Annotated in this window: 16 protein-coding genes; 6 read left to right on the forward strand and 10 right to left on the reverse strand. The window is 62.4% G+C overall.

The annotated features are described in order from the left end of the window. Nucleotides 1-44 precede the first annotated feature (44 nt). Entirely contained in the window at nt 45-1,847 is a 1,803-nt protein-coding gene (locus tag SFY93_RS15400; protein WP_320447779.1) for a PAS domain-containing sensor histidine kinase, read from the forward strand. Next, on the forward strand, nt 1,840-2,568 hold the full coding sequence (locus SFY93_RS15405; protein WP_320443725.1) for a peptidoglycan-binding domain-containing protein: 729 nt from the start codon (nt 1,840-1,842) through the stop codon (nt 2,566-2,568). Before SFY93_RS15400 ends, SFY93_RS15405 begins: the two co-directional genes overlap by 8 nt. A gap of 31 nt (nt 2,569-2,599) precedes the next feature. Here SFY93_RS15405 and SFY93_RS15410 read toward each other — a convergent pair whose 3' ends face one another. After that, complete coding sequence (locus SFY93_RS15410) at nt 2,600-2,923, reverse strand: helix-turn-helix domain-containing protein (protein WP_089267016.1); 324 nt, start codon at nt 2,921-2,923, stop codon at nt 2,600-2,602. After that, complete coding sequence (locus SFY93_RS15415) at nt 2,856-3,290, reverse strand: type II toxin-antitoxin system RelE/ParE family toxin (RefSeq protein WP_320443726.1); 435 nt, start codon at nt 3,288-3,290, stop codon at nt 2,856-2,858. Before SFY93_RS15415 ends, SFY93_RS15410 begins: the two co-directional genes overlap by 68 nt. Before the next feature lie 138 nt (nt 3,291-3,428). Here SFY93_RS15415 and SFY93_RS15420 point away from each other — a divergent pair, with 138 nt between their 5' ends. Next, entirely contained in the window at nt 3,429-3,776 is a 348-nt protein-coding gene (locus tag SFY93_RS15420) for a DUF1491 family protein (RefSeq protein ID WP_089267018.1), read from the forward strand. A 13-nt stretch (nt 3,777-3,789) separates the two neighbouring features. On the opposite strand, the gene SFY93_RS15425 is transcribed toward SFY93_RS15420, so the two are convergent. The 3 genes from SFY93_RS15425 to SFY93_RS15435 all read right to left on the reverse strand — a co-directional run bounded on the left by SFY93_RS15425 (nt 3,790) and on the right by SFY93_RS15435 (nt 6,685). Then, nucleotides 3,790-4,547, reverse strand: a protein-coding gene (locus tag SFY93_RS15425) for an IS5 family transposase (RefSeq protein WP_320443727.1) whose coding sequence is annotated in 2 segments (ribosomal slippage) — nt 3,790-4,205 and nt 4,205-4,547 — 759 coding nt in all. Because the reading frame shifts where the segments join, the coding sequence is not laid out codon by codon here. A gap of 76 nt (nt 4,548-4,623) precedes the next feature. After that, on the reverse strand, nt 4,624-5,601 hold the full coding sequence (locus tag SFY93_RS15430; RefSeq protein ID WP_320443728.1) for a DUF2336 domain-containing protein: 978 nt from the start codon (nt 5,599-5,601) through the stop codon (nt 4,624-4,626). A 106-nt stretch (nt 5,602-5,707) separates the two neighbouring features. After that, a complete protein-coding gene (locus tag SFY93_RS15435) occupies nt 5,708-6,685 on the reverse strand; it encodes a class I SAM-dependent methyltransferase (protein ID WP_320443729.1) in 978 nt (325 codons plus the stop codon). Between the two features lie 173 nt (nt 6,686-6,858). On the opposite strand from SFY93_RS15435, the gene SFY93_RS15440 reads away from it, so the two are divergent. Together SFY93_RS15440 and SFY93_RS15445 are read left to right on the forward strand one after the other, a co-directional pair. Beyond that, nucleotides 6,859-7,065 carry a hypothetical protein gene (locus tag SFY93_RS15440; RefSeq protein ID WP_320443730.1) on the forward strand — a complete coding sequence of 69 codons (207 nt, stop codon included), beginning with the start codon at nt 6,859-6,861 and terminating at the stop codon, nt 7,063-7,065. Between the two features lie 16 nt (nt 7,066-7,081). Continuing rightward, the gene (locus SFY93_RS15445) at nt 7,082-7,873 is read left to right on the forward strand and encodes a hypothetical protein (protein ID WP_320443731.1); all 792 of its coding nucleotides are present in this window, start codon (nt 7,082-7,084) and stop codon (nt 7,871-7,873) included. 32 nt (nt 7,874-7,905) lie between these two features. On the opposite strand, the gene SFY93_RS15450 is transcribed toward SFY93_RS15445, so the two are convergent. Continuing rightward, nucleotides 7,906-8,886: an ornithine lipid hydroxylase OlsE gene (locus tag SFY93_RS15450; RefSeq protein ID WP_320443732.1), complete on the reverse strand. Its 981-nt coding sequence runs from the start codon at nt 8,884-8,886 to the stop codon at nt 7,906-7,908. 133 nt (nt 8,887-9,019) lie between these two features. Beyond that, nucleotides 9,020-9,841, reverse strand: a complete 822-nt coding sequence (locus tag SFY93_RS15455) for an outer membrane protein (protein WP_320443733.1) — start codon at nt 9,839-9,841, stop codon at nt 9,020-9,022. Between the two features lie 241 nt (nt 9,842-10,082). Between SFY93_RS15455 and SFY93_RS15460 the strand changes: the two genes are divergently transcribed. Further along, the gene (locus SFY93_RS15460) at nt 10,083-11,216 is read left to right on the forward strand and encodes a helix-turn-helix transcriptional regulator (RefSeq protein ID WP_320443734.1); all 1,134 of its coding nucleotides are present in this window, start codon (nt 10,083-10,085) and stop codon (nt 11,214-11,216) included. A 7-nt stretch (nt 11,217-11,223) separates the two neighbouring features. On the opposite strand, the gene SFY93_RS15465 is transcribed toward SFY93_RS15460, so the two are convergent. Genes SFY93_RS15465 through SFY93_RS15475 form a run of 3 tightly spaced genes read right to left on the reverse strand, consistent with a single transcriptional unit; the run spans nt 11,224 to nt 14,690 of the window. Then, on the reverse strand, nt 11,224-11,802 hold the full coding sequence (locus tag SFY93_RS15465) for a DUF1254 domain-containing protein (protein WP_320443735.1): 579 nt from the start codon (nt 11,800-11,802) through the stop codon (nt 11,224-11,226). Continuing rightward, entirely contained in the window at nt 11,799-12,377 is a 579-nt protein-coding gene (locus SFY93_RS15470; RefSeq protein ID WP_068730494.1) for a DUF1214 domain-containing protein, read from the reverse strand. The genes SFY93_RS15465 and SFY93_RS15470 overlap by 4 nt, the downstream gene beginning before the upstream one ends. Before the next feature lie 24 nt (nt 12,378-12,401). Next, a complete protein-coding gene (locus tag SFY93_RS15475; RefSeq protein ID WP_320443736.1) occupies nt 12,402-14,690 on the reverse strand; it encodes a transglycosylase domain-containing protein in 2,289 nt (762 codons plus the stop codon). Nucleotides 14,691-14,810: the final 120 nt, after the last annotated feature.

Genomic DNA, 14,810 nt, shown 5'->3' on the forward strand with positions numbered 1-14,810 from the left:
GACCAGTGACAGTATCGACCATCATTCGCGACTGCCTTGATGCCATGCTGCACCCTTCAGTGCGCTACGATGCGCTGACGAGTGCGCGTCATCGCGCATTCATGGCGCCGCGTCTGCTCGGCAGCCTTGCGGCCTTTGCGGCTTTTCCTGTCTATCTCGCGCTGCGCGGCGCGCCGAACGCGATCGAGGTTGCGGCCTTTGCCTGGTTGATGGCGCCGATCCTCGTTTCATATTTTCTGTCGCGCACCGGTCGCTATGAAAGCGCACAGGTGTTGTCGTCCATCGCACTCGCTGGCCTCGTGATGATGATGGCGATCTCCACCGGTGGCATTAATTCGTTCGCGGCGATCTGGCTTGTGGTGGTACCGATCGAGGCGGCGCTCTCGGCTTCGCGCCGTATCGTTGCCTTTGCATCGGCGCTGGCGCTGTCCTGCGTCGGCATTCTCATTGTGCTGACCAGCCTTGATTGGTTGCCCGCATCCGAAGCCAGTGTCGCCGGCAATAGCGTGTTCATGGCCTTCGGTATTGCGTCCGCCACCATTTATGCAGCCGGTCTGGCCTTCGGCGCGGAGTCGCTGGCGCGCACCAGCGTCTCGCTGCTCTATGTCGAGGAAGACCGCTATCGCCTGCTGGCGCGCAATATGAGCGACGTGATCTCGCGTCATCGTCACAATGGCGCCGTGCAGTTCATTTCGCCCGCGGCTGAAGCACTGGTCGGCGCCCCGGCACAGCGACTGCTCGGCCATGGCCTGTTCGATCGCGTCCATGTTGCGGATCGCCCGGCCTATCTCACGGCTCTGTCCGACGCCGCACGCGGCGGCGAAGCCCGCTCCGTCGAATTCCGCCTGCGCCGCGATGTTGTGCGCGGCAATGATCGCATGCGTCCGTCTGGCGCCGAATTCATCTGGGTCGAGATGCGCTGCCGGCCGCTGGAGCAGGGCGCTGATATCTCGTCGCCCAATGCCGATGCGGAAGTCGTCGCGGTGCTGCGCGATGTCACCGACCGCAAGCTGCAGGAAGAGGCATTGGCGCAGGCCCGCATCGAAGCCGAGCGCGCCGATGCGTCGAAGACGCGCTTCCTCGCCACCATGAGCCACGAGCTGCGTACGCCGCTGAATGCCATTATCGGCTTCTCCGACATGCTGGTGCAGGAAGAGCTGATGATGCTCGATGCGACCAAGCGCAAGGAATATGCCCAGCTGATCAACGATTCCGGCCAGCACCTGCTGTCAGTCGTCAATGGCATCCTCGATATGTCGAAGCTGGAATCCGGCAACTTCGAGATTTCGCCGGAGCCGTTCGCCCCACGTCCCGCGCTGATCAATTGCTGCAATCTGCTGGCGCTGAAGGCGCGCGAGAACGGCATCGATCTGATCACCGATGCGCCGAAGGATCTGCCTGAGGTCAACGGCGATCCTCGTGCATTCCGGCAAATCCTGCTCAACCTCGTATCCAATGCCATCAAGTTCACCGAGCGCGGCGGCAGCGTTACCGTGGCAGCGGGCGTCGAAGGATCACGCTTGATGCTGCGCGTCAGTGATACCGGCGTCGGCATTGCATCGGACGATCTCGCACGCATCGGCGATCCGTTCTTCCAGGCCGGCAAGACCTATCAGCGGCGCCATGAGGGCACCGGCCTCGGCCTGTCCATTGTGAAGAGCCTCGTCGGCATGCATGGTGGCGAGATGCAGTTGCAGAGCCGGATCGACGAAGGCACCACCATCACAATCGCGCTGCCGCTGGAGTTTACGCCGCAGACTGAACACGTCAGCAATATCGCGATCTTGAATCCCGCGGCGCGCACCGCGCCGTCCGACCAAGCCCATCAGGTGAAGAAGAGTGCCTAAAGCCAGTTCCAAAGCGACCAAGTCCAAACGCGGCCGCGCCGTCGCCATCGTCGATGAGCCCGCGGAGCGCGGTATCGTCCTGCGCGTGCTGCTGCATAGTCCGAAGGACATGGTCGCCGGGTTGATCGCATTCGCGGCGGTCAGCGCCATCATCGCCAATGCGATCTTCCTGCAGAAGGGGCATCATCCGTCGCCGATGTTCGGATCCAGCACCGTCGTTGCATTTCCGGCACCGGCACAGGTCGCCAATCCGCTGCCCAAGCCGCGTCCGCTGGATGCTGCTTCGCCGGACACCAAGCTCGATTCCCGCATGCTGGATTCCAAGCCGGTCAACAGCGCCAATGAACCGAAGCCGTCGCTCGCCGCCAAGCCCGTCGAGCAGCGCGCGGCTGATCCGGTCGGCAATCTCCTGAAGGCGCCGGCACCACCGGCGTCACCGGCGACCACGGGCGCCGTGGCACGCCCGCCGGTGGCGATCCCGAATGCAACCCGCACTGATCCGCTCGGCGACCTCATCACCAATACGCGCCGTGTCGCCGCTGTTCAGCGTGCGCTGACGGAATACGGTTACGGCCAGCTGAAGCCGACCGGCAATGTCGGCTCCGACACAGCGGCTGCGATCCAGCGCTTCGAGCGCGAACGCAAGCTGCCGGTCACCGGGCAGGTGTCCGACCGCATGGTGCGCGAACTCGCCACCGTCACCGGACGCGCGATCGACTAGCGCTGCCGGGCTGCTGGCCCGGCGATGCGGTTCACGACATTTCGAGTTCGACGCGTGCCTGCTTCTTCGTCTTCGCGTCCGACACCTCGATTTTGACGCGCTCGCCGAGGGCAACGAGAAATCCAAACAGGCGCTCATAAGAGTAGCCGCTGAACTGCCCGCGCAGCAGCTTGGAGACGTCGGGCTGGGCAAGGCCAATCAGCTTGGACGCCTGTGCCTGAGTTAGCCCTTTGCTTTTGATGCGTGCGGCAATGCCGAGAACGATCTCTGCCTTGATGAGATGCTCATCAGCGTTTGGCAGGCCGAGGTCGGCGAATACGTTGCCGCTGCTCTTTGTGCTTGCTGGCTTTTTCATTGCTGCTCTCCATGGCTTCTTCGTAAAGCGCCATTGCGTCTTTTAGACGGGATTTGATCAGGTCAATCTCGGTCTTAGGGGTCTGGATCCCGGATTTCGACTTCTTCTGAAACGCGTGGAGAACGTAGACCATGCCCTTCAGTTTGATGGTGTAGACCGCGCGAAACGTATCGCCATCAAAATCAGAGACGATCTCCACAACGCCTGCGCCGTGGAAGCCTTTCAAAGGCTTCGCATCCGGGTGCTTCTTGCCTTTCTGGGCCGCACGCAGAGCAAAACCAATGCATACCTTCACGGGCACCGGAAATTCTGAAAGATCGTCTTTCGACGACCCTACGAATTCCAAGGGTATGTCGGTGGGTGACATTCTGATATTGATGCCAGGCGACGTTGCGCTCTATAGTCATAATACTATAAAGCAGCGTCGCGTCAATGAAGCATTTCAGGCTTCGCCCCCGGTAAATGGGTCGCCTCGCGTTTTCGCTCTCTCTGGAATAATCAAGCGATGTCACGATTGAAATCAGCAATATGGGTGGCCGCCTATCTGCGCCGCTGCCAGACCGAAGGCGTGTTCGGCGCCGTGCGCCGTCGTGGTGCGGAGGAAGCGGGCGCCGTGTTCGTGAAGGTCGCGCTGCTGGATGGCACGGCGATGCTCTACACGCCGGCGCCGCAAACCGCCTATGACGAGAGCCGCCCTGTCGATCGCGTCTTCGCAGCCTCACCGCCGCAGCCCGTCGAGGAACGCAAGATCGAAGAGCGTCTGCAGAAGGAGATCTCGTTCGATCCCGACGTCTGGATCGTCGAGACCGAGGACAAGGCCGGACGGCATTTTCTCGAATTGGCGAAGGGCTAGGGCCGATCGACATTCATTGGTTCCAGATCATTGCTGCGGCGAGGTGGATGAAGCCAGCAAAGTGCGAGGTTCGTCTGTCATAGCGTGTGGCGAAGCGCCGGAAGTGTTTGAGTCGGCAGAAGCAGCGCTCGATCCGATTGCGCTGCTTGTAGACGTTGATGTCGTGCGGAATGATGACCTTGCGGGTTCGGTTGGACGGGATGACCGCTGTTGCCCCCATATCGGCGATGATCGCGCGTAGCGCGTTGCTGTCATAGGCCTTGTCGGCAAGCACGGCTTCGCCGGCCTGGTCGTGGAGCAAGGCAGGCGCCTGGGTGACGTCGCCAGCCTGTCCGGCTGTGATGATGAAGCGGAGCGGGCGACCAAGTGTATCGGCCAGCATATGGATCTTCGTGGTCAGTCCACCTCGGGAACGCCCCAGCGCCTGATCTTTAGCCCCCCTTTTCCGCCCGCAGCCTGCTGGTGAGCGCGAACGATGGTGCTGTCGATCATCAGATACTGATTATCCCGGTCTGCCGTCAGGGCTGTGAACACGCGTTCCCAGACCCCGGCATGGCACCAGCGGCTGAACCGCCGATGTACCGTCTTCCACTTGCCGTACCGTTCCGGCAGGTCGCACCAATGCGCACCCGAGCGCAGAACCCACAAACAGCCGTTCACGAATAGGCGGTTATCAGTCGCTGTGCGTCCTGCGTCGCCAGCCTTGCCCGGCAGCAGCGGAGAAATCTTCACCCACTGCGCCTCATTCAATTCGTAGCGCTTCGCCCCCATCACTTGCTCCGTGCAAATCATGGAGCCCTATGAATCAGCGATTGAACCTCTTGGGAATCCTGAATGTCGATCGGCTCTAGCGCCCCGACGAGTTCCGCGTCACGCGCGTGATATCCTCGCCCGGCTGCACGCCCGGCCGTGCCTGCGGCGTGCTTGGCCGCGCGCGCTGGCGTTCGTCGTCATAGAGCGCGGGGCGGAACTTGGCGCGCGTCGCGGCCATATGCGCGCCGCGCCAGGCGGCCACCATGATCAGTGCCGAGCGCTCGCTCAGCACGTCATACATGCGCGCGATCCGGTAGACATTGGTGACCGAGGTGCCGAATTCCGGATTGAGGAACAGCAACACGCGCTGGAAGATGTCGCTCCGCATGCCGAGCGCCTTGGCGCAGCAGGCAAGCGGCTCGCCGCCGGGATCGCTGACGACCTGTTCGGCAATGGCGGCAGGCAGCATCAGGGATTCGCTCAGCTCGCGCGCAAAGTTGTCGCGGTCTTCGGCGAAGGCGGCCATTTCAAGAATGTGCATGGCGCGTGCGGCGCGCGCTTGCGGGATCCGGGCGGAGGATCGCAGCGGCGTTTCGGCGAGGTTATGCAGGATCTGCGCACGCTCGCTGCTCGACGCGGCAAAGAACAGCGTACTGATCTCGGAGGCGTCCCTGGGTGCCATGGCCATATTGGCGGCGACACGCATCTGCGCTTCGCTCGGCTGCTTCACGGTCGGCGCGGGAGATTCTGCGGCGGAAATGGGCTGCGCGAGCGGCACCGATTGGCCGGGTTCGGTCGGGCGCAGATTGAGCCGGTTGAGGATCGCGCGCGGGGTGTTCGGATAGATCGACAGCCGCGCGCGCACCGCGGCGCGGGTGGCATCGTCGACCTGATCGATCAGACGCGCGGTGAGTTCGACGAACTGCTTCTCTTCGTCGATCGTATGGTTCGGCGCCTGGACATAAAGATCCGTCAGCACACGCAGTAAGGTCGGTCGCACGTCCACACCTTCGCGACGCGAGAGCGTCAGCAATCCGTCAAAGCCCGGAAACATCGGAGGTGAGGCAGGCATGGCATACGCTTACTAAGGGAACCTTGCCTCAAATTATCGCGAACGCATTAATATGTGTTTAACCATGGGCCTCTGGCCGAGGCAGATCTGATTCCGACGAGTCGCTTCAGGCCTGGGCGTTGTAGTAGCGCGGCATCTCGCGCGGCCTGATGGCCCGTTCGGCCCGGCGGCCCATGAAATACACGCCTGACGCCGCGTCGGCGCGGGCACGCGAGCGGCCGAGGCGATCGAAGTAGCGCAGCCAGAAGAAGGGCAGGGTGAAGAGGCGCGAGAATTTGTCGCCGGCGCCCAGCGTGCGTGAAAAATACCGGATCGACCAGAGCAGGCCGATACCGGCGCCGCTGACGGCTCCGGCATCGATCTCGGTGAATTTCTTGAACAGCCAGCGATGACCGCTCTGGGTAAAGCGCGAGAAGTCATAGGCGCGTTCGTGCACCTGCTGCATGAAGGGCGTCTCGGCATAGACAATGCCGTTCTGGCGCAGCACCCGATGGATTTCGGCCGCGACGGTGGCCGGCTCCAGAACGTGCTCAAGCACAGCCTGAATCCAGACCCCATCGAAGGTCGCATCCTCGAATGGCAGTCTGTGCGCGTCGGCGACCAGCACGGTGTTGTCGGTGGAGAACACGTCGGTTCCGACGACTTCGACATCCGGATCATCATAGAGGCAGTCCGCCCCGGAGCCGACGGTGCCACCGCCGACAACGAGCACGACGGGTCTCGCAGTCTCCTGCTTGAGAAGGTCGAGGAATTTCTCGCAGTTCTTAGCCGCGACAGGATTTTCACCAAACGTGAAGCGATGCAGGCGCGTACCGATCGATTGGCCGGCGACGTCCCGCGGCATCACCGAGCCATTGTCGCGATGATACAGGCGGCGGTCGAACACGCTGGACTCGAAGTCAATGAGCACCGGCTGCCCATCGACAACCGGGAATCCGGCATCGCTGTAGTCGCAGTTATAGTTCACGCAGGACGGCTTGGTCTGAATGTCGGAGATCGACGAGCCGCAGCGCGGGCAGCGCATGCGGAATTTCCAGTCCGTAGAATGGGAGCGTTCCATCAGGGTTCCAACGATGTCGCTCATGATAAATGCGTCCCTATGTCATTCCACTTTTGGTCAATGCTGCGACGCCCAATCATGTTCCTCAAGGCGGCCAGCATATGGCGGCATGGCGGCGTTAACATGCTGTTAACCATGAATGTCCTTAATGACCGTGCGTCGGCAAAACGGGCGAAGCGGCGCGGAGAGACTGGATAATGAGCACCATCATCAAGTTCCCGGCGGATGCGGCAGCGCGACGGCTGGGCGTGAATGTGGCGCCGTCTCCCCGCGAAACCTCCGCAGAAATCCTGATCCTGCCGGTGATCCGAATCGAGCGTCAGATCGACGACAGCAATGGTCGCAGCGGCCCGGAAGAGGGCACTGCGCCGGGACGCCGCCGCAAGCGCCGCGCCCGTTCCTGACCCCGGATCTGTTCTGATGTCGGCGATATCCCATCCGAACCGGATACGGCTTTGGCGCAAGACGTCGTTTCTTGCGCCGTGTTTCATACTTGCGACGTTGATCGGCAGCACGCTCGGCGGCTGTGCCGGCGGCGATTTCGGCCGTACCCGCAACAATGCGGTGACCGATGACATGCATCGCTGGATCGGCGTCGAGGCGACCGGTAGCGTCGGCCTGAAGTCGTCAGAATTCCAGCTCACCGACCTCGAACGCCAGATGCGCGATCTCGCTTATCCGCTGATCGAGTCGCCACATTCGCGCCCCCTCTGGAAGAGCGTGTTCGGCGACTACAAGCCGATCGCATCGCCATGGCGGCAGAACGTGACCTATGATCGCACGGCCTATGGCCGGCTGCTGATCGACGAGCCGCATCGCTCGCATACGTCCCGCTATAGCGTGCTGATGGACGACGCGCGCGACGACATCCTGCGTTTCGAAGCGTTTTATGCGACGGCGGCAAAGGTCGTCGAGCTGGACCGCAAACGCAATGCCAGCCTGAAACTGGTGTCGGCGCTGGAGCCGAAGGAGCGCGCCGACGCCGTCGCACGCATGGATGAGAACGCGCTGATTGTGCAGTGGGTCGAGCAATGTCTGCAGCGCCGGGTCTCGTCATACAAGTGGGCGCTGGAACGCATGGTGATCCACGCCCCCGATGGCATGGCATCGGGGGCCGACATGCTGATCGGCGAATTGGCAGCGCAGACCACGGCCATGGCGGGCAGCATCTCGCCGGTTCGCCCCGGCAAGGTGCTCCAGGTCGGCGGATAGCTGGACGTGTAGGGCTGGAAGTGTAGGGCGGATTACGCTTCGCTAATCCGCGCTACGGCGTCGGACTTTTCCTCTGGCTTCACCTGATCGTCCGGCACGGTCTGGCGGCCAAGAATCTGCCGCGCACCCTTGCGCGAAAACGGCTGCACGATCTGGCCCAGAAAATCCGGTGCAACCTTGCCGCTGATGCCGAGCCGATCCGGCGACGCCTTGGCGGGATTGAGATAGGTGCCGAACACATGGTCCCACACCATGATGTTCTCGCAATAGTTGCTGTTGCCTTCCTTCAGCGTCTTCGAATGATGCCAGCGATGCAGTTTTGGCGTCGCAAAGATCGGATCGAACAGCGCCGTGCGCGTCTCCACATTGCAATGGGTCAGGAGGCCCGTGATGGCGGTCACGGCGCCGACCCAGAGGAAGACCGGCAGCGGCGCATCGAGCAGGTAGAGCGGCGCCTGGCTGAGCGCCATCTTGATCAGCGAGTCGATCACGTGGAAGCGTCCGGTGTTCACGACCCAGAGCCGGACCACGCTGTGATGAAGCGCATGGAAGCGCCAGAAGAACAGGTTTTCATGCGCGATCCGGTGTGACCAGTAGAGCCCGAATTCGGCAATCACCAGCGCCAGCACGACCTGCGCGATCAGCGGCCACTGTGTCGGCCACAGATGCGAGGCGTGATCGTCAGCGCGCGTCAGGGTGGCCATCGCCATTGGAGCGATTGCGGTGGCCGCGACAGCCAGTTGCGCCGTGCCCTTGGTCAGCAGCGTATGCCCGATATCGTTGAGCGCTTCGCCGTCGTGCTCCAGCCACTCCTCACGATGCGGCGTCATGCGTTCGAGGGCGACGATGGCGAGAAACAGCGCGGCATAGACGATATTGAACCAGAACAGCGGCGCATCGCTGGCAAAGGCCATGCCGGCACCGAGCAACGCCCCGAAATACAGCAGCGGCCACCAGATCAGGGACAGGAAATAGCTGACGGCCGTATTGGACGGCTCTTGGTCGTGTTGCATGGAGGCCCCGCATTCGCGCCGATTCGTGGGTCGACGATGGATGCGGAGCTTCGCTGCGGGAGATTGCACGCAGATTACGCCAGAGGGCTCCCTGGACGTTTTCCATGCGGAAAACGTCACGGCCGAGGTCGTCTTACAGCTGATAATTCACGCCGATGCGGACGATATTGCCGGTGATGTTCGAATTAACGCCCATGATCGGTTTTCCTGGCCAGGCCGCGAAGGTGGCCTTGCTCAAGGTCGTATCGCTGATCGTTCCGAGATCGAAATGCAGATATTCGACCTTCGCGGTCCAGTTCGATGCGATCTTCGATTCCATGCCGCCGCCGATCGCCCAGCCGATCCGTGTCTCCGATGCAGACCCTGCGGAGCAGAGAGCGTTCCGCGCACATGGGAATGTCGGCTCCGGCACAAGAGTGGACGAGACTTTCACGTGGCCGTAGGCCAGACCGCCGGTAGCGAAGAACAATGTCTCCGGTGTCACCAGATAGCCCAATCGTGCACGCGCGGTACCAAACCAGCTCAGCTCGGTGTTATGGCTGGTCAGGGTTTCCGGATTGGCACCAATCTCCGGGGCGTAATAGGTGATGCTCGCGCCCATTTTCGAATAGGACAAGTCTGTTTCCAGACCTGTTACCCAACGGTCGATCTGCCAGTTGTAACCGATTTCAGCGCCACCGATGAATCCATCGAAGCGGGAATTAAGCGACCGGGGCATCGTGCCCTGCGACAGGAAAAATGGCGTGATGATCGTGTCGATGGCCGTAATGGTGGACGCACTTTCGGTCCAGCCATAGCCCAAGGTGGCGCCGATATAGGCGCCTGTCCATGTCACGATTTGTGGGGACACTGCCGCCTTGTAGTGCGGTTGAGCGAGATTGTCCGCGGTTAGCGCGGGCGTTGACACAAGCAGAACGCAGCCGATCACGCAGGCCAACTTAACGGATTTCGACATCGAGATCTCCAGTACTTCGAGACGTGACTTCCAGACGTGCGGGCCCGCCGGACAAGCAAGCCGCTCATTCGCGCCCCCGAAAAGTCGAGGGTCGCCATCGCCACTGCTAAGCGTTGCAGGATTCCGTGTCGTCACCCCGAAGTATGATGTGGTAAAATATGCTGCGTGTGCGCGTCCGGAAATTGACTTCGATCTCGCCCTGCCACACCAGAGCGCGCGCCATCACGGATTTGGAATGTTCATGGACGTTGTCGACAATGACGTACTCTCCTCAATCATCGGAGATATCTACGATTGCGTTCTGAACCGTGAGGGATGGTCGAGTGTTCTCACCCGCATCACGCAGGTGATGGATGCGGCTTACACGACGATCGCCCTGGCAGGCACATCGGACAATCACGGCCGGTTTGCTGCCCAATCGCCCTGGGATGCCGAGCGCATGCGCGCGCTGCAGGACTATAGTTTCGACGATATTCCGGGCCTGAAAGCTGCCGTGGTCGGCGATATCGATACGCCTGTATCGACGCTCTCGCTGATGCCCGAAAGTGAATTACGGCAGACCGCGTTCTTTCGCAATTGGGCCGGCCCGCAAGGACTGCGCGAAGGAAGTATCGTCAAATTCGTTCACACGCCGGATCGCATCGGTCTGCTTGGCTGCACGACATGGGCGGAGAGGGCAGCCGTATCTGCCGAGGATCAACGGTTTCTGACCTTGCTGTCTCCGCATTTGCGCAGGACCGCGATGATCAGCGACCTGCTCGATGACGTGCGCGTGACGGCGCAGCTGTTTCGTGAATCGCTTGAGAACCTCGCGGTGCCCGTCGTGTTGACCGACGCGGCCGGATCGGTGCTCCATGCCAATGCAAGTGCCGAACGCATGTTCGCAACGGACGGTCCGATCCTGCGTCAGGGGCGAACCATTCAGGCACAGAATGCAGTGATGGGCGATGCCTTGCTGCAGGCGATCGCCAGTGCTGCCTCGGACCTTTCGCTCGGCGCCAAAGGCATTGGCTTGCCAGTGTCGGCAGCAGGACAACCGCCCGCGGTCGCCTATGTCTTGCCTTTGACCGCAGGTACGGCGCGCGCCGCTTTCCGCCCCGCATGTGCGGCCGTCTTCGTCTCGACAACGACCTCGGCCTCTCCAATGCCGGAAGCCGTGTTGACGACGCTGTTCGAGCTCACGCCCGCCGAAGCGCGCGTGCTGGTGAGCGCCGGAAAGGGGCTCAACCCATCCCAGACTGCTACTTTGCTTGGGATCTCAGAGAATACGCTGAAGACACATCTTAACCGGATCTACGCCAAGACCGGCAGGTCACGGCAGGCCGATCTCGTGAAGCTCGTGGCGGATATCGGCACGCCGCTGGCAACGGGATAGCGAGCGCTCAGCGCTTGCCCTTCACCGGCGCAGCCGGCGGATCGGTCTGCACCCGACAATTCGATGCGGCGAGGGATGCCTGGGCCTGGGTCATCAGGCCGGGTTCGGCGGCGAGCGCCTTCAGCACGATCAGGCCGGTCGCGGTCGGCGAGTCGATGATGAGGCGGTCGGCGGACGTGACATCCTCTTCCTCGGGCAGGGCTTCGTGCTGCGCCTCGGTCATCAGATCCAGCTCGATGACGCGGCGGCCGGCGGAGCGGTCGTTGATCGCGTAATAAGCGACGTCGCTGCGGGTATAGAACGACACCGACGTGTAGGACTGGCTGACCGGCACGGTGAGCTTGATCGGTCCTTTGGCCAGATCGTAGCGGCAGACCGCCATGGCGAAGGCCGGGTCCATGAATGGCAGCAGCGCATTGGCCGGCTCGGTCTGCGGCAATGCTGTCACCGCATTTTCTTTCGTCACCGAAGCGAGGCGCGAATAGGCGTCCTGCGTCGCGATACGCGGCAGCGCCAGCACGCTGACAAGATGCACGATGCCGCCAAGCACGACACCACCGATGAGGGCGAACATCAGCCGGATCATGGGCAGCTCACCGTGGCGATGGCGGGCATCGGTGCGTCTTTCTGCGTCCGGGTGGCAACGCCAACCGGCGTATCGTACAGCCGCAGCATCAACACATAGCGTTCCAGCGCTGATGTCGGCAGCCAGTTGCCCGCGCGCGAGCGTGCAGCGATGCGGATCTCGAACGCGCCGTCGGCATTGCGCACCACTTCCTGGCTGGTGAAGCCGTAGCGCTGCAATGTGTTGGGCACCAGACGGCCCTTGGTGTCATAGAGCGAGAGCGTCCAGAAGCGTGCCGCCGGTGTCACGCCTGACACGACGATATCGCAGCGACCGTCCAGCGGCTTTTTCTTGTCGTCGGTGGTGGCAGTGAAGGTGACGCCGTCGCCCGTGCCGATCGGCAATTCGCCCGATCGTGCAATGGACGCACGCGCATAGGGATCGATCTCGCTGGTGCCGGTGCGCGGGCGCGCAGTCCATGCACCGATGGTGAGTGTGCCAAGGTCGGTGCCGCGGGTCGCGGTGGTCCAGGTCAGGCCGAGACCGACAGCAGTGGCGATCGCGAGCGCCAGAAGCGTGAGGAAGATCAGCCGCACGTGCGCACCGTCATGATAGCAGCTTCAGTTCTTGCGCGACGCGGGGGCGGTTGCGGATGTGGTCGTTTTGGCATCCGGTGCATCATTCGCCAACGCGTAGCTCTCGGGGAAGGCCAGCGCGGAGGAGGCGCGAGGCTTCAACGGTTCGTTGGACGATGTGCGGCCGGCGGTCTTGCCGGCGTCGTCGAGCAGCTTCTCGACACGCAGCAGGACGTCGGTGCCGCGGCGCGTCAGCACCGGCGGCGGGCCGGGCTTGGCGTCCTGCGCGTTGGCGGCCATCACGGATGAGGCGGCTGCGGCAGGATTCTTGGTCCCGGCGCCGACACCCGAGATTTCCTTGATCTCGATGCCCTGATGGGCTGCGACCATGATGTCGTGCCATGTCTGCGCCGGCAGCGAGCCGCCGGTCATGCGGTTGGTCGGTGAGTAGTCGTCATTGCCGTACCAGACTGCGCAGCTGAAGTTGCCGGTGTAGCCGACGAACCAGGCGTCGCGATACGCATTCGTGGTGCCCGTCTTGCCTGCTGTCGGAATGCCGTCCAGCGCCGCGCGGCGCGCGGTGCCTTCGCTGACCACGTGGCTCATCATGCCGGCCATATCGGAGGCGACGGAGGCGGGGATGGCCTGCAACTGTTTCGGACCATCGCGGTCGAACCGCCAGACGAGGTCGCCCGCGCCGGTACGGACTTCCAGCACTGCATGTGGCTTCGACGAGCGCCCCTTGTTCGGGAAAGTCGCATAGGCGACGGCGTGTTCGAGCACGGTGACTTCGGTGGAGCCGATCGGCAGCGACGGCGTATCGAGCAGCGGCGCCGTGATGCCGAAGCGGCGCGCGGTCTCCACGATCTTGACGCGGCCGGCCTTGGCTGGGTTCTGCGCGCCCTTGCCGAGTGCAATGGAGATCTTCACCGGCACGACGTTGATCGAACGGGTGATGGCCTGCGTCAGGGTCACATTGCCGGAATAGGAGTGGCCGTAGTTCTGCGGGCACCAGTTGCCGATACAGACCGGACCGTCGAGGATGATTGAGGTCGGCTTGTAACCGTTGAGCAGCGCCGTCGTGTAGACATAGGGCTTGAACGATGAACCGGGCTGGCGCATCGCGTCCACCGCGCGGTTGAACTGGCTTGCACCATAGTCGCGTCCGCCCACCATGGCGCGGACGCCGCCTTCGAGGTCCGACACCACCGTGGCGGCCTGCGTCGCATGATAGTCGCGGCCGAACTGGCGAAGCTGGTTTTCCACGGCGGCTTCGGCGGCGCGCTGCACATTCATGTCGATGGCGGTGCGGACCACGAAAACGCGTTCGACATAGGATTTCGGGAATGTATCGACGAGCTTGCGCATCTCATCGAAGGCCCAGTCGAGATAGTAGTTCGGCGAGATTTCCTGGCGGCGATCGACGGCGACCGCGGGATTGCGCCGCGCACCGAACACCTGACCTTCGGTCATGAAGCCGGCATCGACGAGGTTGTCGAGCACCACGTTGGCGCGGGCGCGGGCAGCGGGCAGGTTGATATGCGGCGCGTATTTGGTCGGCGCCTTGAACAGGCCGGCGAGCATCGCGGCTTCTGCAAGATTCACGTCGCGCGCGGATTTGTTGAAATAGAAATGCGCTGCGCCGTCGACGCCGAAAGTGCCGCCGCCCATGTAAGCGCGGTCGAGATAGAGCTTCAGAATTTCGTTCTTGGTCAGGCGGGTTTCCAGCCAGATCGCCAGGAACGCTTCGTTGACCTTGCGCTCGATGGTGCGCTCGTTGGACAGGAACAGATTTTTCGCGAGCTGCTGCGTCAGCGATGAACCGCCCTGGCGCACGCCGCCGGCCTGCGCATTGGTCACCAATGCGCGGGCGGTGCCGGCGATGTCGATGCCGAAATGATCGTAGAAGCGGCGGTCCTCGGTGGCCAGGGTGGCCTTGATCAGGTTGTCCGGGAAGTCTTCCAGCGGGATCGAGTCGTTGTGCTTGATGCCACGGCTGCCGATCGGATTGCCGTAACGATCGAGGAACGTGACCGCGAGGTCGGATTTCTTCAGCCAGTCCTCGTCGGCGGTTTCGCGAAACGCCGGCTGCGCCAAAGCGAGCATGAGGATGAGACCGCCGAGGCCGATGGTAGCCATTTCCGACAGCGGCTCGATGAACACCCAGCGCTTCCAGCGACCGACATAGAAGCGGTCCATGAAGGTCGAGTAGCGTTCCCAGAGTTCGCGGGTGCCGCGGCCGGACGAGAACAGGCCGGAATCGATGCGCGCATCCAGATCCAGCAGGAAATGCCGGAATTTGGTCTTCCAACGGGATGGCACGATCTGAGGCACGGGGGCCCTTGGTTTGTTGCGGTATTCTTGCGTCGCGCTTGCGACGCGTGTGGATGTCTTGCGGACATATTACGGCTATCCAGCGGCACGGCGAGGCACCGGAAGACTCGCCAAGTTCTA

This window comes from Tardiphaga sp. 42S5 (assembly GCF_034044155.1).
Lineage (GTDB): Bacteria > Pseudomonadota > Alphaproteobacteria > Rhizobiales > Xanthobacteraceae > Tardiphaga > Tardiphaga robiniae.